The organism is Corynebacterium sp. MSK297 (assembly GCF_030232885.1).
Lineage (GTDB): Bacteria > Actinomycetota > Actinomycetes > Mycobacteriales > Mycobacteriaceae > Corynebacterium.
Map to the genome: position 1 here is coordinate 14317 of NZ_JASPGD010000009.1, position 24862 is coordinate 39178.

At 57.2% G+C, this 24862-nt stretch carries 20 protein-coding genes and 1 tRNA gene; 12 read left to right on the forward strand and 9 right to left on the reverse strand.

Going from position 1 to position 24862, the window contains the following annotated elements:
- Nucleotides 1–2 precede the first annotated feature (2 nt).
- On the forward strand, nucleotides 3–1004 hold the full coding sequence (locus QP888_RS08815) for a TrmH family RNA methyltransferase (RefSeq protein WP_126844392.1): 1002 nt from the start codon (nucleotides 3–5) through the stop codon (nucleotides 1002–1004).
- Here the strand turns inward: QP888_RS08815 and QP888_RS08820 are convergent.
- The 3 genes from QP888_RS08820 to serC are packed head-to-tail and all read right to left on the reverse strand — an operon-like array spanning nucleotide 1001 to nucleotide 4561.
- Nucleotides 1001–1918 (reverse strand): DUF6928 family protein, encoded by a 918-nt coding sequence (locus QP888_RS08820; RefSeq protein ID WP_126844394.1) that lies wholly within the window; start codon nucleotides 1916–1918, stop codon nucleotides 1001–1003. The genes QP888_RS08815 and QP888_RS08820 overlap by 4 nt on opposite strands.
- A 27-nt stretch (nucleotides 1919–1945) precedes the next feature.
- The gene (gene sepH, locus QP888_RS08825) at nucleotides 1946–3391 is read right to left on the reverse strand and encodes a septation protein SepH (RefSeq protein WP_126844396.1); all 1446 of its coding nucleotides are present in this window, start codon (nucleotides 3389–3391) and stop codon (nucleotides 1946–1948) included.
- Between the two features lie 36 nt (nucleotides 3392–3427).
- Nucleotides 3428–4561 carry a phosphoserine transaminase gene (gene serC, locus QP888_RS08830; protein ID WP_284589922.1) on the reverse strand — a complete coding sequence of 378 codons (1134 nt, stop codon included), beginning with the start codon at nucleotides 4559–4561 and terminating at the stop codon, nucleotides 3428–3430.
- A gap of 322 nt (nucleotides 4562–4883) precedes the next feature.
- On the opposite strand from serC, the gene QP888_RS08835 reads away from it, so the two are divergent.
- The 9 genes from QP888_RS08835 to QP888_RS08875 all read left to right on the forward strand — a co-directional run bounded on the left by QP888_RS08835 (nucleotide 4884) and on the right by QP888_RS08875 (nucleotide 15007).
- A complete protein-coding gene (locus QP888_RS08835; RefSeq protein ID WP_126844430.1) occupies nucleotides 4884–6179 on the forward strand; it encodes a citrate synthase in 1296 nt (431 codons plus the stop codon).
- Between the two features lie 210 nt (nucleotides 6180–6389).
- Complete coding sequence (locus QP888_RS08840) at nucleotides 6390–6758, forward strand: FKBP-type peptidyl-prolyl cis-trans isomerase (RefSeq protein ID WP_049150480.1); 369 nt, start codon at nucleotides 6390–6392, stop codon at nucleotides 6756–6758.
- Nucleotides 6759–6865: 107 nt separating this feature from the next.
- Nucleotides 6866–7717 (forward strand): aldo/keto reductase, encoded by an 852-nt coding sequence (locus QP888_RS08845; protein WP_049150482.1) that lies wholly within the window; start codon nucleotides 6866–6868, stop codon nucleotides 7715–7717.
- A gap of 405 nt (nucleotides 7718–8122) precedes the next feature.
- On the forward strand, nucleotides 8123–8464 hold the full coding sequence (locus tag QP888_RS08850; RefSeq protein ID WP_026168007.1) for a DUF485 domain-containing protein: 342 nt from the start codon (nucleotides 8123–8125) through the stop codon (nucleotides 8462–8464).
- Between the two features lie 3 nt (nucleotides 8465–8467).
- Nucleotides 8468–10156 carry a monocarboxylic acid transporter gene (locus QP888_RS08855; RefSeq protein WP_049150484.1) on the forward strand — a complete coding sequence of 563 codons (1689 nt, stop codon included), beginning with the start codon at nucleotides 8468–8470 and terminating at the stop codon, nucleotides 10154–10156.
- A gap of 152 nt (nucleotides 10157–10308) precedes the next feature.
- Nucleotides 10309–11244 carry a hypothetical protein gene (locus QP888_RS08860; protein ID WP_249606413.1) on the forward strand — a complete coding sequence of 312 codons (936 nt, stop codon included), beginning with the start codon at nucleotides 10309–10311 and terminating at the stop codon, nucleotides 11242–11244.
- Between the two features lie 114 nt (nucleotides 11245–11358).
- A complete protein-coding gene (prpD, locus tag QP888_RS08865) occupies nucleotides 11359–12870 on the forward strand; it encodes a 2-methylcitrate dehydratase PrpD (protein ID WP_239211820.1) in 1512 nt (503 codons plus the stop codon).
- Nucleotides 12870–13787, forward strand: coding sequence for a methylisocitrate lyase (prpB, locus tag QP888_RS08870; RefSeq protein ID WP_239211819.1), 918 nt, complete (start codon nucleotides 12870–12872; stop codon nucleotides 13785–13787). Before prpD ends, prpB begins: the two co-directional genes overlap by 1 nt.
- Before the next feature lie 68 nt (nucleotides 13788–13855).
- Complete coding sequence (locus QP888_RS08875) at nucleotides 13856–15007, forward strand: bifunctional 2-methylcitrate synthase/citrate synthase (protein ID WP_239211818.1); 1152 nt, start codon at nucleotides 13856–13858, stop codon at nucleotides 15005–15007.
- 44 nt (nucleotides 15008–15051) lie between these two features.
- On the opposite strand, the gene QP888_RS08880 is transcribed toward QP888_RS08875, so the two are convergent.
- The 6 genes from QP888_RS08880 to QP888_RS08905 form a co-directional block, all read right to left on the reverse strand.
- Nucleotides 15052–16065 (reverse strand): DUF1906 domain-containing protein, encoded by a 1014-nt coding sequence (locus tag QP888_RS08880; protein ID WP_284813192.1) that lies wholly within the window; start codon nucleotides 16063–16065, stop codon nucleotides 15052–15054.
- A 155-nt stretch (nucleotides 16066–16220) separates the two neighbouring features.
- Nucleotides 16221–16293, reverse strand: a tRNA-Arg gene (locus QP888_RS08885).
- Between the two features lie 116 nt (nucleotides 16294–16409).
- Entirely contained in the window at nucleotides 16410–16697 is a 288-nt protein-coding gene (locus QP888_RS08890) for a glutaredoxin domain-containing protein (protein ID WP_018121186.1), read from the reverse strand.
- Nucleotides 16698–17237 (reverse strand): dihydrofolate reductase, encoded by a 540-nt coding sequence (locus QP888_RS08895; protein WP_249606415.1) that lies wholly within the window; start codon nucleotides 17235–17237, stop codon nucleotides 16698–16700.
- 5 nt (nucleotides 17238–17242) lie between these two features.
- Entirely contained in the window at nucleotides 17243–18085 is an 843-nt protein-coding gene (locus QP888_RS08900; RefSeq protein WP_284589921.1) for a thymidylate synthase, read from the reverse strand.
- Nucleotides 18086–18183: 98 nt separating this feature from the next.
- Entirely contained in the window at nucleotides 18184–18942 is a 759-nt protein-coding gene (locus tag QP888_RS08905; protein WP_018121189.1) for a 3'(2'),5'-bisphosphate nucleotidase CysQ, read from the reverse strand.
- A gap of 30 nt (nucleotides 18943–18972) precedes the next feature.
- Here QP888_RS08905 and QP888_RS08910 point away from each other — a divergent pair, with 30 nt between their 5' ends.
- Together QP888_RS08910 and QP888_RS08915 are read left to right on the forward strand one after the other, a co-directional pair.
- Entirely contained in the window at nucleotides 18973–23907 is a 4935-nt protein-coding gene (locus QP888_RS08910) for an Lhr family helicase (protein ID WP_284813193.1), read from the forward strand.
- A gap of 95 nt (nucleotides 23908–24002) precedes the next feature.
- Complete coding sequence (locus tag QP888_RS08915) at nucleotides 24003–24854, forward strand: DNA-formamidopyrimidine glycosylase family protein (protein WP_284813194.1); 852 nt, start codon at nucleotides 24003–24005, stop codon at nucleotides 24852–24854.
- The last annotated feature ends 8 nt before the right edge of the window (nucleotides 24855–24862 follow it).

Sequence of the window (24862 nt, forward strand, 5' to 3'; positions counted from 1 at the left end):
CCATGGCGCCGAGTGGAAACAACTCTGCGGCTACCGCCTCCGTAGATAAAGTAGCGACTAATACGGCAGGGGTTTCTGTAGATGATCCGGTCTTCGCTGATATCCGGCTGCTGAATCACCCGCGGCTGCGGCCGGATCGCCAACCGCGCTTAGCAGTGGGCGTGAAGGGGGAGTATGTACCAGCGAAGCGCTCGCCTGTCGTGCTTGCCGACGGCGCGCTACCGCTAGCGCGCATGTGCGCACAAGATGCAGTGGTTGCACCAACGGCCATTTTTGGGCGGCGAGAAAAACTAGCGCAATTTGCTGCAGACTACCCGGGGGAGTGGGACGCGATCGTGGCAGCAGAGATCCCAGTGTATGACGTTCCCGCCGCGTTATTGCGCGAAGTAGTGGGGTTCGATTTGCACCGCGGGCTACTCGGTGTGGCGCCACGGCCAGCAATCCCGGATCTACAACAACTATCCGGGCGCGCAACGTCTGGACCTGAAATTTCTTCCGCTTCGGGGATTCTTCACGGTGCCCGCACCGTCGTCATCCTAGAAGGAGTCGGCGACCCTGATAACATTGGTGCGATTTTTCGTTCCGCAGCATCGCTGGGGGCTGATGCGATCCTGGTTGGTGCTGGCTGTAGTGATTTGTGGGACCGCCGCGTTATTCGGGTCTCCCTAGGCCAAGCATTACGCGTGCCTAGTATTCGCATTGCTGGCGGGCCCAACGATTGGCACCATGGCCTCGCTGGTTTACAAGAGGGTGGATTTCATGTCGTTGCTTTGAGCCCCGGACATGGTTCAGTAGAACTTCGTCAAAGCCTCGTGCACGATGATGGCACGGGCCGGGAGAAAGTCGCGTTTTTGCTGGGGGCTGAGGGGCCTGGGCTGAGCAGCCACGCCATGGCAGCTGCCGATAGCAGAGCGGTTATCCCCATGGCGGCCGGCGCAGATTCTCTTAATGTCGCGACGACTGCCGCGTGTTGTCTTTATGAACGTTGGCGCGCGCGAGATTAATTGCGGTCGAGGTGGCGCAACTGCTCGCGTAGTTTCGCCCAGCCAGTGCGCGTCTGTCGCGCTGCAACTTTTCCGAGCTTGCCCACGATACGGGCGGTGGTGGTTGCGCCAGTCATAAACGTCGAGGTAATTGATGATTGTTCGGCGTTTGCTGCGTGATTTTCGTAGTCGTCGTAGTTTTCAGTTTTCTCGGTGGTTTCTACCAGTGCATGTGAGCCGCCCGTGCGGCCGCGGGCGAATTTGGGTTCCGGGCGGCCGTCGAGTGCGAAGCCGACGACGTCGATATCTGGGCCTTCCGCAGAAAAATCAATGCCGAGCCAGGCTTTGTGGGCGTCGGCAAGCAAATCAGCTGGCGCGAAGGGCAAAGCAATGCCGCCGAGCTGTGGGCTGCGTTCGCCAGCCCACAGTGGTGCCTCAAAACCATCGGGCAGGCCCTCGTTTTCGAAAGTTGCATAGCGAGTCGCGGTGAGGCTGCGATAAAGCTCGCCTTCATGCCAGTGTGCAATACCACCAAACCCAGTCTCACCATTGAAGGCAAAGGCGTAGACGTCTTGTGCTGGAAGAGATTCCCGTAAGCGCGGCGATAGCTTAGATAACTCCAGGGCATCATCGATGATGGTTTGTACCACGGTGATTCCCGGGTAAGCACCGATATAGTATTCCTCGGCAGAGACCTGGGCAGAGCGGTTCAAAGGGAATTGCCCCAGCAAAGTGATTGGTGCTGAAGGGTACATTTGGGCAAGATATTTCCGGCCAAAACCGCGGTCAGCGACGGGATTATTGGCCAAAATCTGGGCTGGCTGGTCTGCAGCATCGAGGAACCACAGTGTGACCACTGCAGAGCGGTCTGCTGGTTGTGAGCCGTCGGAAAGTGGATCCGGGGTGCCGGGTTGGCGAGCCTCGTACTGCGTCATAGCAAACCTTCGATGCGATAGTTGGGGTTAGCGGCGGGGGCGTTTGGTATTGGCCCGTACGCCGAGCAAAACATCTTCCCAGTGTGGGGTGGTTGCTTTGCGACGGCGTTTTTTCGGTGCTTCGGAGTCTGGGTGTTGCAGAAACTCGTTGTCTTGTGCTTGGCCGTCGTTTGCTGGATCGCCGTTTGTTTGTTCTGTGTCTGTGCGATCCGTCCGATCAGAAGTCTCATCCGCGGTTCCGTCCCCGTCTGCCACGACTGGGATGTCATCGCGGGTGTCTTCTTCGTCGCCTGAACGACTGCCAGGATTATCGATCGCGTTTCGCGAGGTATCTGCGGTCTGTAATGGGTGCGAACCTGCGCGCTTGCGTTGTTTATGCGCGGATAGTTCGTCTTCTGGAAGCTGATCGCCTGAGATGAGGCCGTCGAAACCTGCGTTGTATGCATCGCGGGCATCGTCACCGACTCGTTGGGGACGGGTTAACGATGTCACTGAGCGGACCGGCTGGATGAAATCGGGATCGACGAGATCCGCAGCCACGGGGTTACGGGGTTCGACAGTATCGGCGGAAGTAGGGTGGCGGTGGAAGAGCCATTGCGCGGAATTCTGAGATAAACCGGCAGTCCACGTCACCTCAATGGTCCAGGGTTCTCCGGCCACACTGCGGTGTGCATCCCAGTGTGCATCCGCCAGCGAATGTCCGCGCGCAGCAAACGAGGTAGCTAGTACCTCCCACAAGGTGAGCCGGTCTGGGCCACCATCCCGGACAGGGTGGGCTTGTTTTGCCATTTCCGCGATACGTTCGCGCTCCAAAATGACTGGGTGTGCGAAAGGCTCCACCCGGGAGACATCGACGCCCATTTCGTCGGCAAGTTCCTGTGCGCTGGCACCGGCCCGGATTCGTTGTTGAATTTGGTTCGGACGCATCGACATAGGCTGATTACGCGATCGATCACGATCAGCCATGCCACGGCCGCCACCGCTAGCCCCCTGGTTACCGCCAGTAGGAACCATGTGCGGAATTTCTGGCTTGGGCTCCTGCTGCGCAGACGAGTTGGCGTCCGGCATGTGCGCCGCCCCATCCGTGCTGCCATCGGAGTTCTCGTTAGTGGTAGAGCTAGACGACGGCATGGCCGCTAGGTTCGGAGCGGTGTTGCCGTCGTGCTCGTTGTCCGTGCCTGCGTGGTGGTCCTGGGAGCTCGCTGACAGGGCATTGTTGGCCCGTTCTGTGTCCTGAGCAGTATCCGTAGCTGTGTCAGTCGGATCTACCTGCTCGATGATCGTGACTGCAGAATCAGAACCAGAATGAGAAGCAGAACCAGTAGCACCAGCTGTCTGCGACGGGGCAGCGTGCGCTCCTAAGACGCGCAGAAGCTCGTCACTGACGGGAAGCTCGTAACTTTGGCCGTCCTCGTCGCGAAAGTACAAAACCGAGGCTTGGAGGTCGTGGCCTTCGAATGCTAACTGGTGCATAACTGACTCCTTAGTGTGCAGTAGCTGCCGAAAATCTTACCGGTTTTCGCTACCGTTATCGAGAATATAATCGATAGCACGCGTGAGCACAGAGACATCGCCCGGCTCTATGGCAGGGAACATGCCGACGCGCAGCTGATTGCGTCCCAGCTTGCGGTATGGCTCCACATCCAGAATGCCGTTAGCACGCAAGGTTTTTGCTAGCTGGGCCGCATCGACGGAATCGTCGAAGTCAATCGTGCCGACGACGAGGGAACGGTTATCGGCGTTGCCGACAAACGGGCTAGCTTCTTTGCGTTCGGTAGCCCAGTCGTAGAGAATCTGGGACGATTCGCGGGTTCGTTCTACCATGCCGGCCAAGCCGCCGTTGTTATTCATCCATGTGATTTGCGCATCCAGCATAAGCAAGGTTGCGACCGCCGGAGTGTTGTAGGTTTGGTTTTTGCGCGAGTTCTCCACAGCTGTCTGCAAATCCAAAAAGGCCGGGATGAAGCGACCGGAATCCTTGATTTCTTTGATGCGCTCAATCGCTGCTGGCGACATGATTGCGCACCACAATCCACCATCAGAAGCGAAGCACTTCTGTGGTGAGAAATAGTAGACATCTGTTTCTGCGATATCGACCTCAAGGCCGCCAGCGCCGGAGGTGGCGTCGACGACGACGAGTGCATCGCTGCCTTCTGGACGTTGTACCGGGACCATTGCGCCGGTTGAGGTTTCGTTGTGTGCCCACGCGATGACATCGCAGTCATCCATAGCCTGTGGGGTAGGAGCGCTCCCAGGCTCTTCCTTGATGACCGTGGGCTCGTCCAACCACGGCGCCTGCTGCGAGGCCTTGGCGAATTTTGCGGAAAACTCACCGAAGCTCACGTGGCCAGACTTCTTTTTGATCAGACCAAAGGTGGCGGCATCCCAAAAAGCGGTGGCGCCGCCGACTGACATGACGACTTCGTAACCTTCTGGGATGTTGAATAATTGGGCAAGTCCATCGCGAATATTTCCAACGACATCTTTGACTGCTGGTTGGCGGTGGGAAGTTCCAATGATGGTGCTAGCGCCGTCGACGACAGCTTGAATTTGGGCTGGCTGCACCTTGGAAGGGCCGCAGCCAAAGCGTCCGTCCGACGGAATTAAGTGTTCAGGCAGAGTCAGTTGGGATGCAGAATCCATGTTCAAAAGGCCTTTCTTCATTACGACGTTAAGTGCAGTTAGTTCGGTTCGCGTCTGCGGTTCTTGTATGCAGGCACTGCTGGCACTGCTAGCACTACTGGCTGTGTCCACCGTGCCCTTTCACTATAGGCTGTGACCGGTGAGCGTGCGGCTAGTGGCTGGAGTTTTGGGCCACTATTGCGGAAATAATGTTGATGGCATCACACAGTTTGGTAATATGAGTGCCACCAGGATGCGGTCGGAATTGGCCGGATCCGCCATCGGTGAGTCGTTTTCCGTATTATCGATTATTGCGATTCAACCAATTAGCGAAAGGTTCATTGTGGCTTCTGACAATAATGACAAGGCTGTACTTCACTACCCTGGTGGTGAATACGAACTGCCGATCGTTAAAGCAACCGAGGGAAACTCAGGCCTGGCCCTGGGCAAGATGCTCGGCGAGACCGGCTATGTAACTTATGATCCAGGCTACGTATCCACCGGTTCTACTGAATCGAAGATCACCTTTATTAATGGTGATGAAGGAATTCTGCGCCACCGTGGATATGACATCGCGGACTTGGCCAACAACTGTAGCTTCAACGAAGTTGCTTACCTGCTGATCAAGGGTGAGCTGCCAAACAAGGAACAGCTGGATGCGTGGAATAACGATATCTTGCGCCATACCTTGTTGGATGAAGATTTCAAGGCACAGTTCAACATCTTCCCACGTGATGCTCACCCAATGGCGGTTTTGGCTTCTTCGGTCAACATTTTGTCGACCTACTACCAGAACGAGCTGAACCCGCTGGATGAAAAGCAGCTGGACAAGGCAACAATCCGCCTGCTGGCTAAGGTTCCGATGTTGGCTGCGTACGCTTATCGTGCCTCCCAGGGCAAGCCGTATATGTATCCAGATAACTCCTTGGATCCAGCCTCGAACTTCCTGCGCATGATGTTCGGTTACCCAACTGAGGAATACGAAGTAGACCCAGTCCTGGCCAAGGCTCTGGACAAGCTGCTTATCCTGCACGCTGATCACGAGCAGAACTGCTCGACTTCCACCGTTCGCATGGTTGGTTCTGCGCAGGCTAATATGTTCGTCTCCATCGCTGGCGGCATCAACGCTTTGTCTGGCCCACTGCACGGTGGTGCTAACCAGGCAGTTCTGGAGATGTTGGATGACATTCAGAACAACCACGATGGTGATGCGACCGAGTTCATGAACCGCGTGAAGAACAAAGAAAAAGGCGTTCGCCTGATGGGCTTCGGGCACCGCGTGTACAAGAACTACGATCCACGCGCGGCTATCGTCAAAGAATCCGCTCACGAGATTCTGGAGCACCTGGGCGGAGATCCAATGCTGGACTTGGCCATGAAGCTTGAGGAAATCGCTCTGAACGACGATTACTTCGTCGAGCGCAAGCTGTACCCGAACGTAGACTTCTACACCGGGCTGATCTACCGCGCCATGGGCTTCCCAACGGATTTCTTCACCGTTTTGTTTGCTATGGGCCGTCTGCCAGGCTGGATTGCACAGTACCGTGAGCAGTTGACCGAGCAGACCAAGATCAACCGACCACGCCAGATTTATACCGGCGAAGGTCGCCGTGACGTCCCATCGCTGGATCAGCGCTAAACCTTTCTGCGTGCCGCAGGCGCGTCACTCTTGGCGAAAGCCTGCGTAGCGCCTAGGCTGGATCTAGTCACACTAGGTCCAGCCTTTTTGGCTGCCGCATTTCATCACTGGTGATGAGTGCCAAAGCAAGACGTGGTTTGTTACGACGATCGTTTGACGTCTTTTTGGCAACGTGAAGATATTTCCCAGTTCACAAGGAGAATTATGGCAATGGAAAAACCCGAGATTGCAGAATTTTCGGGCCCGGCACCGACTGATCTCGCATCTGAAGACATCGTCATCGGAGACGGTGCCGAAGCCGCTGCCGGTGGAGTAGTGGAAGTCCACTATGTCGGTGTCGACTATGAAACTGGCCAGGAATTCGATTCCTCATGGGACCGCGGCCAAACCATTGAATTTCCGCTGCAAGGTTTAATCGCTGGCTGGCAAGAAGGTATTCCCGGGATGAAAGTCGGCGGACGTCGGCAGCTGATCATCCCGCCGGACAAAGCATATGGTCCAGCAGGAGGCGGACACCCACTCTCTGGACGCACGTTGGTCTTCATGATCGACCTTCTCTCGGTCGGTGATGCTCACTAAGCGTTTCGCTTGGTTATAGCAGGCCCGTGGCCTGAAAGCGCTCAAGGCGCCGCGATCATTTTTATGGCCGTGGCGCCATTTTTGTTTTTGATGGCATCATTGGGGGTATGACTATCCCAACCTTTACTCTGAATGATTCCACGACCATGCCGCAGCTTGGTTTGGGAACCTACAAAATGGATTCCGAAGACGTGGGACGAATCGTGCGCACAGCCGTCGAGCTTGGCTACCGGCACTTCGACACCGCACGTCTCTACAACAATGAAGAAGCTGTTGGGCGTGCATTGAACGACGCGATCAAAGCTGGTGATGTCAAACGCGAAGAACTGTATGTCGTCAGCAAGCTGTGGCACGATCAGCACGGTAATAAAGAAGCTAAACAGGGCTTTGCGGAATCGTTGCGCAAACTGGACCTCGGTTATCTTGACAACTTCCTGATCCACTGGCCCTACCCACAGGGTGGGAAGTACGTGGAAACCTGGGAATCGCTCTTGGAGATTCGCGAGACCGATGAATTGGTTTCTGCAGGTGTGGCGAACTTTAATGCTGAACACCTGCAAGCGCTGGTTGATGCCACCAATACTGCGCCAAGCCTCAACCAGATTGAATTGCACCCGGGCTTTCACCAGCCAGAGCAGTTGGCTGCTAATGAACAGTTGGGTACACGCGTAGAAGCGTGGTCGCCGCTGGCACGAGGCATTGTGCTGAACAATCCACAACTGGAAGCGATTGCAGACAACGTCGGGGCGAGCGTAGCCCAGGTCGTTCTGCGCTACCTGTTGGATAAAGGCGTGTCCGTGGTTCCGAAAGCCTCGTCGCGTGAACGCTTGGAGCAAAACGCTGGTGCGTTAGCTGTGCAGTTGTCCGCGCAAGATACGGAAACGATTGATTCCTTGGCCGGTATGCCAGGCTTTGGCCGTATCTTTGGCGACCCGGAGGTGTTCCCGCACGAGTCGTAATCGTTGAAGCAGAGGTAGTCGCTGCAACGCTAGAATTTGCACGGTATTAGCCCGCCCAGGACGTAGTTCCCGGGCGGGCTAATGTTTTAGAGTAAAACTCTTCGATTCGCGTTAAGCTCGATCGCATTTTTGTCAGGGGACTCACATATATTTTTTAGCTTGAGTTGAGGCTCCAGATGGGGGAGGGGTGGGAACAGGTTTGTGCAGGTCGCAGGATTGGCGGGGGTGATTTCTTTTAGGAAACTTTTCTGTGATAGGGGTTAAGTTATTCCTCAATCTGTAAGCAAGGTAACATGTGTGTCGCAGGAAATTGCCGCACTCACGCAATTGTGTGAGTGGTGTTTCACAGTGACGTGAACAGGAACGTGACGTGTAATCGTCGCACCAGAAGTAATAGGAGAGAAAATGGCAGGAGCTCCTTCCAATCAACCCCGGCGTAAAGCTACGTCCGAGGAATTTATTGAGATGAGCAAATCAGAAGAATTTGCTGATCTGAAGACCCGTTTTCGGGGGTTTACTTTCCCTGCGATCATCATCGCGCTGTTGTGGTTTTTCGCCTTCCTTGTTGTCGCTACGTTTTTCCCAGAAGCAATGGCGATTGAAATGGGCGGTGGCTTCAACATTGGCTTAGTACTCGGCATCCTTCAATTTGTTACGACCTTCGTGATTACCTGGATGTATGTGAAATTCGCTAATAAAAACCTGGAACCGCGGCAGGCGGCTATCCGCGAGAAAATGGAGGGCTAAACTATGTTTACCGCTTCGCTTGCACAAGCAAGCACGAACGTCTCCACCGTGGCCCAGGCAGCAGCTGACGAAGGCCTTGACGCTGGTAACCCGTTGATCAATATTGCCGTGTTTGCGGCATTCATTATTATCACGATGACAATCGTGACCTGCGTTGGTAAAACCACCTCGGAGGCATCGGACTTCTATACCGGTGGTGGACAGTTCTCCGGACGCCAGAATGGTCTGGCGATTTCTGGTGACTATCTCTCGGCCGCATCCTTCCTGGGAATTGTTGGTGCCATCGCGTTGCACGGCTACGACGGATTCCTATATTCCATTGGATTCTTCGTCGCCTGGCTGTTCGCTTTGCTGCTCGTCGCAGAGCCAATGCGTAACGTCGGTCGGTTTACCATGGCGGACGTGCTCTCGTTCCGCTTGCGGCAAAAGCCGGTACGCCTGGCAGCCGCTATTGCGACCGTGTTCGTTTCGTTGTTCTACCTGGTCGCACAGATGGCCGGCGCAGGTTCGCTGGTCTCGGTTCTCCTGGGGCTCGACGACAAGGTGTGGCAGTATGTGACCGTCGGCATCGTTGGTCTGGTCATGACTGCCTACGTGTTGATCGGCGGAATGAAAGGCACCACCTATGTGCAGATGATCAAGGCCGTGTTGTTGGTAACCGCCGTTGTCATCATGATCATTCTGACCTTCATTATTGCTGGTGGCGGGTTTACCACCCTGTTCGACCAGGCAGTGGAAACGCACCGCAACTCCGCGTACCTGGCAGAACGTGCCTATGAGGCAGAAGACATCATGAAGCCTGGCCTGAAATACGGCACGGATATCTGGACGCAGCTGGACTTCATTTCTCTGGGCGTTTCCTTGATCTTCGGTGTTGGTGGTCTGCCGCACGTGTTGATGCGCTTCTACACGGTTCCAACTGCGGTTGAGGCTCGTCGCTCCGTGACCTGGGCGATCGTTATCATCGGCTCCTTCTACCTGATGACCCTGGTTCTGGGCTACGGTGCGGCTGCATTGGTTGGTCCGGATGCCATCATGGATGCACCAGGTACCGCTAACGCAGCTGCTCCACTGCTGGCATTGGAGCTGGCAGGACCAATCTTTATGGCCGTGGTTGCTGCAGTTGCCTTCGCTACCGTGTTGGCCGTGGTCGCGGGGCTGACGATTACCGCCTCCGCGTCCGTGGCACACGATATTTATGACGCTGTGTTGCGTGACGGCGAAGCTTCGGAAGAAGCCCAGGTGCGCGTTTCGCGCATTACGGTAATCATCATGGGTGTTGCCTCTGTCATCCTGGGTATCTTGGCTATGGAACAAAACGTGGCATTCTTGGTCTCGCTGGCTTTCGCTATCGCGGCTTCTGCAAACTTGCCGACGATTTTGTACTCGTTGTATTGGCGTAAGTTCAGCACGAATGGCGCCGTTGCCTCGATGTATACCGGTTTGATCAGCTCGTTACTGCTGATCTTCTTGTCGCCAGCGGTTTCCGGTACGCCTTCATCCATGGTTCCTGGTGCGGACTGGGCAATTTTCCCATTGACCTCGCCGGGTCTGGTCTCCATTCCGTTGGCCTTCCTCGCCGGTTACCTGGGCACCGTATGGTCCAAGCCGGACAACCTGGATCACTTGGCAGCCGAAATGGAAGTTCGTTCGATGACCGGTGTTGGCGTTGAAGCACCAGTTGATCACTAAGTAGGTGATCGGCAAGCAGAAAGCTGCGGTTGAGCGCCCGAGCCGGTAAGCAAAACTGGTTGCCACAATGGCTTGCTCATAGCCATCTGTTTCGCGAATCCCTTAGCGTAGATCTGCGCTAAGGGATTCGCGCTTTTGTAGGATATGTATTTGTGACGCGTTCAAATAGTTCAAAGAGGCCACGCCAGACTTCGACCAGCCCACTGTTATCGGGTGTCAAGGGCTTGAGTTGGCTCTGCTTGGTTGTTGCCGTGGTGGTTTTTATTGTGGCCGCAACCACGGGTACACACAGCGGCACCAGCGCCTCACATCTTGCGATTAGCCCCAACGGACAACTTTCGGATTCACGCGCCATCGATGCTACCTCGCAAGCAAATTCCGCAGCTCAAAATTCGGAATCTTCGTCTGCACAGCGTAATTCCCGTGACTCACGTGGTAGTTCCGAGCTGACCGCAGACAGCAATATCTTGCGGCCAACAAAGATTGATTTTGTGGAAAATCAGCAGGGGAGCCAATTCACTCTGTATCGCTTCTCGGATAATTCGAAGTTGGGTAGCACTAGCGACCGTATGGCGCGCCCTGCGCTGTCACTTGCGAAGCTGTTTATCGCCGAATATGTCCTGGACAACGGTACCGCTGCCGAAAAAGAGCTTGTTGATGCGATGATCACAGAATCTAGCGATGCCGCCGCTGATCAACTGTGGGCACTTTATCCAGAAGCAATCGATGAAGTAGCAGAAGATTACCGGCTGTTTTCTACCCGCGCCGGTGATCGATGGGGATTTTCGGTGACCTCCACGTATGACGTCGTGAGTTTTATTGCGCAATTAAAGGATGAAGACCCGAAGCATCCGCTGTTAGAGATGATGAAACGCACGGTTCCCGTTGCTGCGGATGGTTATGAGCAGGATTTCGGCACCGCGAAGCTACCAGGCGTGCAGGGCTCAAAGTGGGGCTGGTCGGATGATCGGACTTTGCACTCTTCGGTATCGTTCGGAAAAGATTTTGTCGCAGCCGCAGCCATCACTGGCAGTGCCGATGATCTGTCCGAAATCGCCGAGAAGCAGTTTATTTCGTATTTGAAATAACGCTGTTCACCCCTGGCTGCTGTCGATCCGGACGGATTCATTGCGGGCTAAATGATGTTAGGATAAATTTGTAATCCACATCATATTTAGACCCGAAAGGATTCGCGTCACATCATGATCGAACACGAAGTGCGAACTAGGCCTTCTGCAGAAGACTTCCCGTATGAGGAGCACTTGGCGCACAAGATCGCCACGGTTGCAGCTGATCCAGTAGAGGTTCCGGCCGACACCGCTGAGATGATCAAGAACAGGCTGATCGATAACGCATCGGTCGCGATGGCTTCACTAGTTCGTCGTCCTGTTACCTCGGCGCGCACCATGGCCACCGCGCACCCGGTCAGCGATGGGGGAGCGACAGTGTTCGGTGTGGACGGCACCTACTCTGCAGAGTGGGCTGCTCTAGCTAACGGCACCGCGGTGCGTGAGCTGGACTTCCACGACACTTTCTTGGCTGCGGAATACTCGCATCCAGGCGATAATATTCCACCGATTTTGGCTGTCGCCCAGCACAAGGGGCTCGACGGCAAAGCCTTGATCCGCGGTATCGCTACCGGATATGAAATCCAGGTCAACCTGGTCAAGGGCATCTGCTTGCACGAGTTCAAGATCGACCACGTTGCACATCTCGGGCCTTCTGTAGCCGCAGGCATCGGAACCATGCTGAACCTGGACGTCGACACTATTTACCAGGCTATTGGCCAGGCGCTACACACCACCACGGCCACCCGCCAGTCTCGCAAGGGCTTGATCTCGTCCTGGAAAGCCTATGCCCCAGCATTTGCCGGCAAGATGGCAATCGAAGCTGTCGACCGTACTATGCGTGGGGAGGGTGCACCGGCGCCGATCTGGGAAGGCGAAGACGGATTTATCGCCTGGATGTTGCATTCTCCAGACAAGACTTATACGGTTCCGCTGCCGGATAAGGGCGAAGAAAAGCGTGCAATCCTGGAAACCTATACCAAGGAGCACTCCGCGGAATATCAATCGCAGGCACCGATTGACCTGGCCCGTCGGATGAAAAAGACCTTGGAAGACAAGGGCCTGGATATCGCCGATATCGAATCTATCGTGCTGCACACCTCGCACCACACCCACTATGTCATTGGTACCGGTGCCAACGATCCACAGAAAATGGATCCGCATGCGTCTCGCGAGACCTTGGATCACTCGATCATGTACATCTTCGCGGTAGCACTGCAGGACGGCGACTGGCATCACATCGACAGCTACGCACCTGAGCGTGCGCAGCGGGAGGACACCGTCGAGCTGTGGCACAAGGTCTCGACCGTGGAGGACCCAGCGTGGACGAAGCGTTACCATTCGACTGACCCGAACGAAAAAGCGTTTGGTGCCAAAGCTGTCATTACTTTTCACGACGGCACGGTTGTGGAAGATGAAATGGCTGTCGCCGATGCCCACCCACTTGGCGCCCGTCCATTTGAGCGGGAGAACTACCGCACGAAGTTCCGCACCCTAGCAAAAGGAATCGTTTCTGAAGAAGAACAAGAACGTTTCCTGGCCGCCGTCGACAACCTAGAAAACCTCACCGATCTGCGGGAGCTGAATATTCAGGTTTCTGATGACGTGCTGGCTCAGGCGCCACAGACTCCGAAGGGGATTTTCTAATGGCAGGACTATTTTCTTCCGAGACCACTGCAAACCAGAAGCGGAAAAATTTTCGTGAATCTCTGAATGCACCGCAGATCACTACGTTGCCGGGAGCCTTTAACCCGTTGACTGCGAAACTCATTGAAGACATTGGTGGCTTCTCGGGCGTTTATGTTTCCGGTGCTGTGCTTGCTAATGACCTTGGATTGCCAGATATTGGCTTGACGACGCTCACCGAGGTCGCACAGCGTTCTGGCCAGATCGCGCGGGCGACTGAGCTCCCGGTGCTGGTTGATGCTGATACCGGTTTTGGTGAACCCATGTCGGCAGCCCGCACGATCGCCGCGCTGGAAGACGCAGGACTGGCAGGTTGCCACCTGGAAGACCAGGTCAACCCGAAGCGCTGCGGACACCTGGACGGCAAAGAAGTTGTGTCGACGGAGTTGATGGTGCGCCGCATCTCAGCAGCTGTCGGCCAGCGGCGCGATGAAGATTTCGTGATCTGTGCCCGGACTGACGCCGCGGGGGTCAACGGCATCGATGATGCTATTGATCGGGCGAAGGCCTATGCCGAAGCCGGGGCAGATCTGATTTTCACCGAGGCGTTGCGTACCACGGAAGACTTCGAGAAATTCCGTGCGGCCGTCGACACGCCTTTGCTGGCGAATATGACGGAATTTGGCAAGACCGAGCTGCACAACGCTACAACGTTGGAATCCATTGGCTACAACGCCGTGATCTGGCCGGTTTCGTCGTTCCGGGTTGCTATGGGGGCGACCGAACGCTTCCTGCGCGACCTCAACGAGGGCGGCGACCAGAAATCCTGGTTGGACGATATGCAGCACCGATCGCGGCTGTACGAACTCGTGCGCTACGAGGACTACAACGCTTTCGACCAAGACGTATTCACCTATTCACCGGAGCAGAACCTGTGATCTAAACGATCAACACGGCGTGCAGGTCAGCATCGCCGTTCTAGCAAAAGCTCAGGAAGGAGCTTGTAATGACTACCAATTCTGAAATTCGTAAGGGCCTGTACGGGGTCGTGGCAGATTACACCGCGGTCTCGAAGGTAATGCCAGAGACCAACTCGTTGACTTATGCTGGCTATCCGGTGCAAGAGTTGGCGAAGCACTGCAGTTTTGAAGAAGTAGCCTATTTGCTGTGGAACGGTGAGCTACCTGACTCCGGGCAGCTGGAAGAATTTGCTGCTTCCGAGCGTGAATTACGCGGCCTGAGCGATGCAGAGATCAACTTGATTGAATCGATGCCGAAAGATGCCCACCCGATGGACACGCTGCGCACGTTTACTTCGTTCGTGGGGCAGTTCGATGAACATTTCACACGCGATGCCGACCATATCCGTGAGATTGGGTTGCGTCTGCTCGCGAAATTCCCCACGGCAGTCGCATTGGATATCCGCCGCCGTAAGGGCAAAGGATATGTCGAGCCAGCAAAGGATAAAGGCTTCGCGGAGAACTTCTTGTGGATGGTTTTCGGTGATGACGATGATTCTCCCGCGTTGCAAAAAGAAGCCATTCAGGCTTTTGACCAGTCGTTGATTCTCTACGCTGAGCACTCTTTTAACGCCTCGACGTTTAGCTCGCGCGTGATTACCTCGACGACTTCCGACGTATATTCTGCCGTCACCGGTGGTATTGGTGCGCTGAAGGGCCCACTGCACGGTGGCGCAAACGAAGCCGTGATGCACAATATGCTGGAGATTGGTGATCCAGCTCAGGCAGAGGAGTGGTGCAAGAACCGCTTGGACAACAAGCAAGTGGTCATGGGGTTTGGGCACCGCGTGTATAAAACTGGGGACTCCCGCGTGCCGACGATGGAAGCCGCGTTCAAGAAGCTCGCGGCTAACACTCCTGGTGCGGACAAATGGGTCGAAATGTACGACATCATGGCCAAGACGATGGAAGAAAACACGTCCATCAAGATCAAACCAAACCTGGACTTCCCAGCTGGCCCGGCCTATTACCTGCTGGGCCTGGAAATTGAGTTCTTCACCCCGATCTTTGTGATGGCTCGTATCACCGGCTGGACCGCTCACATTTTGGAACAGTACGAGAACAACTCCCTGATCCGGCCGCTGTCTGCCTACAACGGGCCGGAAGAACGCTCAGTGCCAGCTGCTCCAGCTGCTTAGCAGACACTCTGCAGCTGCCCAGCAGAGGCTTGTAGTCTAGTAGCCTACAGCCCAAACTGCTTCGCGAGGTGCGCGTTATCCTGTGCGAGTTTTAGCAACTCCTGCAGGGTGCGCGCACCTTGTTGTAGTGCAGGGTCGGAACTAAGTTTCTGCAATTCGGCAGCGCTAGGGATTACGTTTGAGCTGCCTGGGATAGCAGGGGAAGGGCCCGGCTGGCCAGGCTGTTGGCCCTGTGGGCGCGCCTGGTTGTTGCCGTTGCTCTGGTTCTTCTGTGCGCCCTGACCAGCACCCGAAGGAACGCCTGGCTTCCATTGGCCCCAATCCCGGGCATAGACGTTGTTGATGTCGCAGACCACACCGCCGATGGTTTGCTGCTTATTCTGCGGCAGCTGATGAATCGTGGTGCGCGGGTGAATCTTGCCGCCCGAGCCCCAGTCATGCATCCAGAAATACGATCCGATGCCGTCTGCGATGGCCCAGTCGATGACGTTGTAGTTGCCGTAGATTCCGGCGGAATAACCGGATGCTTTCAGCAAAGCTTCGAAGGCCCGTAGGTAGGGTGCGATCAAAGAATCGTATTGCGCGCGGGTGGGATTGTCGTCAATCGCGATATAGATAGGACGGCCGGTGGGACCACCTGCGCTGCGGTGCAGCGCGATTGCTTTTGGTGCGTGCGTCGCAGCGCCCAAAGCTCCCTGTTTCCAGTCCGCGGTTTCGGCGCGGCCGAATTGATATACCGAGGCGGTTTCCAGGCCGAGTGCTGCCAGGTTGGTGGTTTCGGTAGCGCTGACGGGTTTACCAAGCATCCAATCTGCACCGGGGCGGCGCTCCGATACGTAACGCACGGCGCCGAGGAATCCACCGTCTTTAATGGAACGTGCCGACGGTACACCGGCTGCGTAGTCCAGTACTCGGCCCACAACCGGGCCAGGGCCGTTCGCCGCTGCAGCACGTGGGGCGGTAATGCCGGTGCCAGCGGTGGCGAAGGCACCAGCAATCGCGAGGGCGCCGGTGGTGCGGAATAAGGAACGTCGGCTGAAATTGCGCGGGCTATTCATCGAGATTTCTCCAATCAGGAATAAACATTCGCCACAACAATAACAGTAGTAACAGAAGTTTCGGGGTTAAAACGCGAATATTGGCGCACTAAGTTGTGCGATACCAGACTTGGGAGGCGGGATGAAGATAAAGAATCCCAGAGAAAAAGAAAATGTGCCCCAGAGAAGATTCGAACTTCCGACACCGGCTTTAGGAGAGCCGTGCTCTATCCCCTGAGCTACTGGGGCCAACACTGGCCGGTCATCCCCGGCCAGCCATTAGCTTAGCGCACGTGAAAAATCCGGGCGAATGCACCGGTGTGCCGCCGGCGCAAGCCACACTCTTCGCGGCAGGCAGTAAAATTTTAGCCTTGGAGTTCTTCCAGCTTCTTCGCTACGTCACCGGCAGGTGGGTTGGTCATTGAGGAGCCGTCGGAAAACAGCACCGTTGGGATGATGCGGTTGCCGTCGTTGACAGACTCGATCCACGGGTTGGCGTTTTTGGCTTGGCCTTCTTCCGAGTCTGGATCGATCACCGCAAATGGGGTGCCGTTGGCTTCCAAATCACCGATCAGCTTGCGGCAAAACGGGCACCAGCTGGCAGCGAAGACGGTGACATCGTGGGAGGTTTCTGGGGTTTGTACGTCAGACATTTAGGCTGCGGCCTTTCGTTCGTAGGTTAAGAATCGATATTTCAGTGGTAAATCACTGGGCTCATGTCCCGGAATCTGCAGGTGCCCGTGTGCGGAGACCTGCCAGTCACTGTCTGCAACTAACCCGAAATCTTCGGGAATGTCCGGGGCATACACGGCCCGCTGCCCGTAAATGCTACCAATATTTGCCCCCATCAGGGTGATCTCCACACGATCGACATCGCCCAAGGTAGCTTCGTAGACTTTGCCACCTCCCAGAATCCAGGCGGTGTGCAGCTGCGCGACGTCGGCAAGAGCACGAATAACCTCCGCGCCAGCCGACCAGGTTCCGGGGCTTGCCGATGACAACACGTAATTATCCCGGCCGGGCAGCGGACGGAAACGCTCGGGGAGCGACTGCCACGTCTTGCGTCCCATGATCACCGGCGCACCCGTGGTGATTTCTTTGAAATGCGCGAGATCCTCCGGCACGTGCCACGGCATCGCCACGCCATCGCCAATGATCCCGTCGAGTGATTGCGCCCAAATTGCTCCCAACATCGCCGTTACACCGAAACCTGGGCTGTGATCGCTGGGTGCGGGTCATAACCGTCGACGGAGATATCGGAAAAATCGTAATCGAAAATGCTGGCCGCCTGGTTTAGACGCAGCTGTGGGTAGGCGCGCGGGCTGCGGCGCAGTTGCTCGCGAACCTGCTCAACATGGTCGTTGTAAATATGGCAGTCGCCACCGGTCCAGATCAGCTCGCCGACGTCCAGGCCAGCTTGCTGGGCGAACATGTGCGCCAGCAGTGCGTAGGAAGCGATATTAAACGGCACTCCCAAAAATAGGTCCGCACTGCGCTGGTACACCTGCAGCGAGAGCTTGCCGTCGGCGACGTAGAGCTGAAACAGCAGGTGGCACGGCATCAACGCCATATCATCGAGTTCGGCAACATTCCACGCGCTCACCACCATCCGGCGTGAATCTGGGTTCTCGCGCAGATCCTGTACTGCTTGGGCAATCTGGTCAATGTGTCCGCCGTCTGGGGTTGGCCACGAGCGCCATTGCACGCCATACACCGGGCCTAATTCACCGTTGTCATCAGCCCATTCGTTCCAGATACGTACACCGTTATCGCGCAACCATTCCACGTTAGAATCACCACGCAGAAACCACAGCAGTTCGCCGATCACCGCGTGGAAATACACCTTCTTCGTGGTCAACAGTGGGAAAGATTCCGCCAAGTTGTACCGCAGTTGCCGGCCAAACACGCTGGTAGTCCCGGTGCCCGTGCGGTCGTGCTTAGCGGTGCCGTTGTCTAGGACATCACGCAGCAGATCCTCGTAGGGAGTGGGGATTGCGGTGCTGGTGCGGTTATTATTAGGGGTCGTCGACGGCGTAGTCATGGGCCATAGTTTACTAGCGTGTGGCCAGGCCGTGTGCTCTCAATAGATCCACCGCTCGTGCGCAGCAGACCCACCGCTCATGCGACGCCGACAACATCTCAATAGCTGCCGTTGGCTGCCTGGTAGTCCGCGATATGTCCGAGCATGTCGTCGGCAAGCTCTTTGCGGCAGATCAACAAATCTGGAATATAGGTATCGGCTCGGTTGAACCGGTGCTGTGAACCGTCCAAGCGGCTGACGTGCAAACCGGCAGCCTGCGCCACACCGACTGGGGCAGCCTGATCCCATTCGAACTGTCCGCCGGAATGGATATACGCGTCGACGTCGCCAAGCAGTACTTTCATTGCTTTTGCCCCGGCAGAGCCCAGCCGTACGGTCTCTAGGTCCATGTGCTTGCCGACGTAGTCAGCAATTTCTGGCGGGCGGTTGCGCGACACCACGATGCGCCGTGAAAACGGGCCGGATACCGCGCGGACATCTGACGAGCGGAACACCACTCCGAGATCCGGCAGTCCGACGGCAGCATGCAATGGCACCCCGTCTTCGACCAACGCGATATGCACCGCCCAATCTTGCCGCCCAGTGGCAAACTCCTTCGTGCCATCCAACGGGTCGACGATCCAGACGCGTCTTTTCTGTAGCCGCTCGGGATTATCCTTGGCTTCTTCCGATAAAAAGCCGTCGTCTGGGCGGTGTTGCGCGAGCACGCGTGCGATCCAATTTTGCGCCAGCTCGTCGCCAGCCTCGGCGAGTTCCTTATCGCGCAGCAAACCAACCCCGCGGATCCCTTTGAGGATTTCCCCGGACCCTTGGGCTAAAAGGTTGGTCAGCCGGACATCTGATAACGCGCCTGTCATGCCCCATACTGTAGCCGTAGAGTAGTCATCATGTCCGATGACGTCCTGTCCCGTTTCAGCCCGCCGGTAGCAAGCTGGTTTCGTGAAGTTTTTGCGCAGCCCACCGACGTCCAGCGCCAAGCCTGGCAGGCGGTCTCGGAAGGGAAAAACGCGCTGGTGGTGGCGCCGACTGGTTCCGGTAAAACCCTGGCGGCGTTTTTGTGGGCTCTTAACGGGTTGAGCACTGCTGGTGGGCAGTTAACCCTGCCGGTCGCAGACACGAAGACATCGCTTGCCGACGCCGACAAGCCCGGGGGCTCCGAAACGCCCGGGAAAGCCGACGAGCCCGATGGCGCTTCTAAGTCCGGGATCGCAGCTAAGCCCGGCGTCACAGTGCTGTATATTTCTCCGCTGAAAGCCCTGGGTGTGGACGTCGAACGAAACTTGCACGCCCCGCTGACAGGCATCGGCCGCGTCGCACAGCGCATGGGCCACGATGTGCCGTCGGTCAGCGTCGGTGTGCGCAGTGGTGATACCCCGCAAGCAGAACGAGCCCGCCAGCTACGCCGCCCGCCGGATATTTTGATCACCACCCCAGAATCGGCTTATCTCATGCTCACAGGCAAAGCCGCGGGCATTCTTTCTACCGTCACCACCGTCATCGTGGACGAAATCCACGCGCTAGCAGGTAGTAAGCGCGGTGTACACCTGGCGTTGACGCTGGAACGCTTGGCACGTGTGGCTGGCGACCCGCAACGTATCGGGCTGTCGGCTACGGTGCGCCCGATCGAGACCGTGGCGCAGTTTCTCGGGGGCGACCGTGAGGTAGAAATCGTCGCCCCGCCAGCGAAAAAATCGTGGGAGCTGGCCGTGCGGGTGCCGGTGGACAACATGGCGGATCTGCCGGTGCCGGAACAGGCCTCCACGATCGGGGAGATGACCGTGGACGATCCGCTGGGCTTGAGCAGCGGTGGCGCACCCGGTGCGGGCAACGGTGCGGCGGACAACGGTGCGGCGGGGGCCGGAGAGGAGACACCGTCTTTTGCGAGCGATTCCGCCTTGCCGACGGCGAAATCCATCTGGCCACATATTGAAGCCGAGCTCTACCAGACCATCATGGGGCAAAATTCCACTTTGGTGTTCGTCAACTCCCGGCGGACCGCAGAACGGCTGACCTCGCGGATCAACGAGCTATATGCCGCTGAGCATGCCCCGGAATTGCTGTCGGCGCCCACGCGCCGGGATCCCGCGCAATTGATGAAGCACACCGATACCGCCGGTGCCGCCGCATCGGTGATTGCCCGCGCGCACCATGGTTCAGTCTCGAAAGACGAGCGCGCCCAGACAGAATCACTGCTCAAGCAAGGTGCGTTGAAAGCCGTGGTGGCTACCAGCTCGCTGGAACTTGGCATTGATATGGGGGCAGTCGACCAGGTGGTGCAAGTAGAATCTCCGCCGTCGGTGGCTTCTGCGCTGCAGCGAGTCGGGCGCGCAGGCCATAGCGTTGGTGCGGTATCTCGGGGGGATTTTTACCCGAAACATCGCGCGGATTTGGTGCAAACTGCGGTGACCGTCGGCAGGGTGCAACCCGGTTTGATTGAAAAGATCCATGTTCCGCGCAACCCGCTGGACGTGTTGGTGCAACAGACCATCGCTGCGGTGGCGGTAGAAGACCTCGACGTCGACGAGTGGTTTTCCACTATTTGCCGCGCCTACCCGTACCGGGACTTGGACCGCGACGTCTATGACTCCGTGCTGGATTTAGCCAGTGGAATCTATCCCAGCACCGATTTCGCAGAGCTCAAACCCCGGATCGTTGTTGATCGAGTCGACAACACCTTGTCCGCCCGGCCAGGGTCACAGCGCGTGGCCGTCACCAGTGGCGGTACCATCCCGGACCGCGGCATGTTTGGCGTCTTTTTGGCTGGTACGACGGGGGATTCCACGGGCGCGGCTGGCACCGGTGCCAGTGGAGCTGGCAAACCTATCCCGCGCCGGGTCGGTGAGCTCGATGAGGAAATGGTCTACGAATCCCGCGTGGGCGACGTATTCACCCTGGGGGCAAGTAGCTGGCGCATCGAAGACATCACTCGTGATCAGGTGCTGGTTACCCCTGCCCCGGGCCATACCGGACGTCTGCCGTTTTGGAGCGGCGATCAATTAGGCCGCCCCTACGAGCTCGGCCTGGCTCTGGGGGCTTTTCGACGCCATGCCCACCGTGAGCGTGACAAAGCCTTAGCTGACTTGCCGCTGGAAGAGCGCGCACGCACCAACCTGCTGGGCTATCTGGATGAGCAGTACGAGTCCACCGGGTTGATCCCGGATGAGAAAACACTGGTCCTGGAGCGTTTCCGCGATGAACTGGGGGATTGGCGCGTCGTCTTGCACACCCCGTTTGGCCGCGGCGTGAATGCTGCGTGGGCGCTGGCGGTAGGCGCGCGGATTGCAGAAAACACCGGCATGGACGCCCAAGCTGTCGCTGGTGATGACGGCATCGTGTTGCGCGTGCCGGAAGGCGACCACGATCCCGATGCTTCGTTATTTATTTTTGACGACGATGAAATCGAAGAAATCGTGACTACCCAGGTGGGCAATTCGGCGCTGTTTGCCTCACGGTTTCGCGAATGCGCGGCCCGTGCGTTGTTGTTGCCCCGGTATGACCCGGGCAAGCGCGCACCGCTGTGGCAACAGCGACAAAAAGCCGAGCAACTGCTTGATGTAGCCCGCAAGTACCCGTCATTTCCCATCATCCTGGAAACCGTGCGTGAATGCTTGCAAGATGTCTATGACCTGCCAGCCTTGCATGAGGTCACCCGGTCGATTGCTCAGCGCACCATCCGCATCGCGGAAGTTACAACCGAGCAGCCGTCGCCGTTTTCCTCGTCGCTATTGTTCAATTACACCGGCGCATTCATGTACGAAGGCGATAGCCCGCTGGCGGAAAAGCGCGCTGCTGCGCTGTCACTGGACCCGAGTTTGTTGGCAAAGCTGTTGGGCACCGTGGAGCTGCGGGAATTGCTGGACCCCGATGTCATCGTGGAGGTGCACCAAGCCCTGCAGCACACCACCCCGGAGCGTCGGGCACACACAGCCGAACAACTCGCCGATATACTGCGCCGGATTGGCCCGATCCCGGTTGACCAACTCGCCGAGCATGCCGAGATCTCCCTGGAACAGGCCCAACGCGAACTGGGTGCGCGCGTGATGGTGCTGCGCATGGTCGGGCACGACCACCTAGCACAGAGCAACGATGCAGCATTATTGCGCGATGGTTTGGGCATCCCGGTGCCACCCGGGATACCCGCACAAACAGAAACTATCGACGATGCGCTAGCACAACTACTGAAACGCTGGGCGCGCTCGCGCGGGCCGTTCGTGTTGCGCGATGCCGCGGATGCCTTCGGAATCAGCATTTCCAGCGCCTGGCATATCGTGCAAACACTTTCCGGCAGCGGCGAATTGGTAGAAGGTCACTACCGCCAAGGCATCGACGAACTGGAGTATTGCGCAGCCGGGGTACTCAAACGGATCCGTTCGCGCTCACTAGCGGCAGCTCGTAAGGCGCTGCGCCCGGTTAGCGCGTCCGGCTTCGCACGCTTTTTGCTCAGCTGGCACCAGATCACCGATGCACCGTCCGGATTAGGCGAGGAGGATGCAGTATTTGCCGCCATCGAACAGCTAGCCGGGGTACGCCTGCCAGCCAGCGCCTGGGAACAATTGGTGTTGCCTGCCCGCGTGCCAGGCTACAGCCCGCGGTTTTTGGATGAGCTGACTAGTAATGGTGAAGTCTTGATCCGCGGGGTGGGCCAAGCCGGGCGCAACGATCCATGGATTATGCTGCTGCCCGCCGAGTACGCCGCCCAACTCGCCCCGTTGGACGACGAACCATCCGATACGTCTGGGTTGACGCAAGTGCAAGAAGCCATCGTGGTGGTTCTGAGCAATGGCGGCGGCTATTTATTTGCCGACATTGTCGAACAGGTAAACCGCGCCGGGACGCTGAGTTTCGATGATCATTCTGCACACAGCACGCAGACAAAGCAGCAATTCACCAGCGAGACCGTGCGCGCGGCACTGTGGGAATTAGTCGATCTGGGAATGGTGAGTCCGGATAGTTTTACGCCATTGCGCACGCGGTTAGCCGGTGGGGCAAGCCGGGCGCACAAGGCAAAACGGCAACCGCGGCGTTCGCGGCTGCGGATGGGGCGTACTAGTTTTGCTACCAGCCAGTATGCGCGTTCCGGTCAGTCCACACCGCCGGATATGGTCGGGCGGTGGGCGCTTTCGGTGCAGCCGGATCGCGACGCCACTGCGCGTTCGGTTGCCCAAGGAGAAGCATGGCTGGATCGTTATGGGGTGCTTACCCGGGGAAGCGTGGTCGCCGAGGGCGTCACCGGTGGATTTGCCTTGGCTTATAAAGTGCTCAGTGAGTTTGAAGCCGCGGGAAAGGCCCAGCGTGGGTACTTCGTTGAAGGGCTGGGTGCCGCGCAATTTTCTACGCCGTCTGTGGTAGACCGGTTGCGTGGTGCCGATGATGCCCCGGATGTGCACGGGTGGCCTTCCGGCACCACAGACCCAGATGTCGTCGTTCTTGCTGCGACCGATCCAGCTAACCCCTATGGTGCTGCTGTGGATTGGCCGCACACTGATGGGGCTGCACAAGTTGCCAGTGACTCACGGCCGGGTGCGCGGCCTGCACGGTCTGCCGGGAGCCTAGTGGTGCTTGCCGACGGCGTGTGTTTGGCGCACTTAAGCCGCGGTGGGAAAACGGTGACCACGTTTTTCGACGCACTCCCGGAAGGCATCGATGCCGATCCGGCACAGTTGCTTGTCGACGCTGTGCATGCTGCGCTAGATGCGGAATGGATCCGCCCGCTGACCATTGAAAAGGCGAACGGCGTGGCCATCCTGGGAACCCCATTAGCTGTAGCGATGCGCGAATACGGCGCTAAACTCAGCCCGAAGGGCCTGCGTCTTAGCAGGTGACTGAGCCAGTGACTGAGCCAGTGACTGGGCCAGTGACTGAGCCAGTGACTGGGCCGGTAAATTGTTGAATTAATACGCCAGGAGGTGCGCGCACAATGCCAGAAGGCGATTCCGTACTGCAGCTGTCGCAGAGGCTGCAGTTTCTCGTCGGTAAGACCGTCACACGTACCTCGATCCGCACCCCGCGCTTTGCGAATCACGATTTTTCCGAGGCGCAGTGCCAGAAGATCTGGCCCTATGGAAAGTACCTGTTCATGCTTTTCGGCCAACACATCCTGGCCACCCATTTGAAAATGGAAGGTACGTGGGCGATGCATTTAGCCGGGGACAGGTGGCGCCAACCAGCCCATACCGCCCGGGTGGTGCTGCGGTTTGCGCATCAACCGCGCGATATCGAAGTCGTGGGGCACCAGTTGGGATTGGTGCGGGTATTCCCAGCACAAGAATACAAGCGGTTTATTGGTGATCTCGGCCCGGATATTCTTGCCGACGACTGGGATAACCACGGCAAAGCTGAAGCGCTGCGCCGCATTGTGGCACAACCACAGCGCCCGATCGGTACCGCGTTATTGGATCAAACCAAGGTGGTGGGTATTGGCAACGAATACCGCGCAGAGGTGTGTTTTCTTGCTGGCCTGCACCCAGCTAGCCGCGTCGGTGCGCTGGATACGGCGCGAGTGTCCGAAATCCTGGATATCGCACGCCGTATCATGTGGGCGAATAGAAACGAACCAGTGCGCGTGACCACCGGAATCAAGCGTGCCGGGGAGACAACCTACGTGTTCGGGCGAAACAACCGGCCGTGCCGACGCTGCAGAACACTGATCAAGCACGATTCTTTGGGCGGGCCGGACCAGAAAACTCGCGGCGGAACCGATGACGAGCTAGAGCGCATTATCTGGTGGTGTCCGCACTGCCAGCCGTTGGTCGGCCCCCAAACAGATTAATCCCGGGC

Coding starts and splice junctions, on each gene's coding strand:
- sepH (WP_126844396.1), bottom strand. CDS start 3,391: ATGCACCAGTTAGCATTCGAAGGCCACGACCTCCAAGCCTCGGTTTTG.
- QP888_RS08895 (WP_249606415.1), bottom strand. CDS start 17,237: ATGTTGGGAGCAATTTGGGCGCAATCACTCGACGGGATCATTGGCGAT.
- QP888_RS08855 (WP_049150484.1), top strand. CDS start 8,468: ATGTTTACCGCTTCGCTTGCACAAGCAAGCACGAACGTCTCCACCGTG.
- QP888_RS08875 (WP_239211818.1), top strand. CDS start 13,856: ATGACTACCAATTCTGAAATTCGTAAGGGCCTGTACGGGGTCGTGGCA.
- serC (WP_284589922.1), bottom strand. CDS start 4,561: ATGGATTCTGCATCCCAACTGACTCTGCCTGAACACTTAATTCCGTCG.
- QP888_RS08890 (WP_018121186.1), bottom strand. CDS start 16,697: ATGTCTGACGTACAAACCCCAGAAACCTCCCACGATGTCACCGTCTTC.
- QP888_RS08900 (WP_284589921.1), bottom strand. CDS start 18,085: ATGACTACGCCGTCGACGACCCCTAATAATAACCGCACCAGCACCGCA.
- QP888_RS08840 (WP_049150480.1), top strand. CDS start 6,390: ATGGAAAAACCCGAGATTGCAGAATTTTCGGGCCCGGCACCGACTGAT.
- QP888_RS08820 (WP_126844394.1), bottom strand. CDS start 1,918: ATGACGCAGTACGAGGCTCGCCAACCCGGCACCCCGGATCCACTTTCC.
- QP888_RS08905 (WP_018121189.1), bottom strand. CDS start 18,942: ATGACAGGCGCGTTATCAGATGTCCGGCTGACCAACCTTTTAGCCCAA.
- QP888_RS08910 (WP_284813193.1), top strand. CDS start 18,973: ATGTCCGATGACGTCCTGTCCCGTTTCAGCCCGCCGGTAGCAAGCTGG.
- prpB (WP_239211819.1), top strand. CDS start 12,870: ATGGCAGGACTATTTTCTTCCGAGACCACTGCAAACCAGAAGCGGAAA.
- prpD (WP_239211820.1), top strand. CDS start 11,359: ATGATCGAACACGAAGTGCGAACTAGGCCTTCTGCAGAAGACTTCCCG.
- QP888_RS08850 (WP_026168007.1), top strand. CDS start 8,123: ATGGCAGGAGCTCCTTCCAATCAACCCCGGCGTAAAGCTACGTCCGAG.
- QP888_RS08845 (WP_049150482.1), top strand. CDS start 6,866: ATGACTATCCCAACCTTTACTCTGAATGATTCCACGACCATGCCGCAG.
- QP888_RS08815 (WP_126844392.1), top strand. CDS start 3: ATGGCGCCGAGTGGAAACAACTCTGCGGCTACCGCCTCCGTAGATAAA.
- QP888_RS08915 (WP_284813194.1), top strand. CDS start 24,003: ATGCCAGAAGGCGATTCCGTACTGCAGCTGTCGCAGAGGCTGCAGTTT.
- QP888_RS08880 (WP_284813192.1), bottom strand. CDS start 16,065: ATGAATAGCCCGCGCAATTTCAGCCGACGTTCCTTATTCCGCACCACC.